The sequence below is a fragment of the Salipiger sp. IMCC34102 genome, assembly GCF_004145405.1.
Taxonomy (GTDB): domain Bacteria; phylum Pseudomonadota; class Alphaproteobacteria; order Rhodobacterales; family Rhodobacteraceae; genus Loktanella.
Window position 1 is genome coordinate 1 of the sequence record NZ_SELQ01000043.1, and the last position, 255, is coordinate 255.

The window sequence follows — 255 nt, forward strand, 5'->3', positions numbered from 1 at the left end:
GTCGCGCGAGACCACGTAGGACCCGCTGAAGGTGGGATCCTCGCCCACGCGCACGTCCAGCAGGTCGTTGCGCGACAGACGCTCGCCGCGCAGGATCGCCTGGGCGAGCGAGCTGCCCTTGCCCAGCTCCGTCCCGTCGGCGTCCACCCCGCCCAAGGGCAGGCACCTGGCCGCGTTCAGCGCCTCCGAGCGCAGGTACATCGCCCCCGCCCGCGACACGGTCGGCTCGCGCCACTGCGCCTGGTAGGCCGCGCC

1 pseudogene is annotated in these 255 nt (G+C 74.5%); it reads right to left on the reverse strand.

Annotated features, from left to right (window positions below):
* Positions 1-255 (reverse strand): annotated as a pseudogene (locus EU805_RS17610) (polysaccharide biosynthesis protein); the annotation flags it as partial.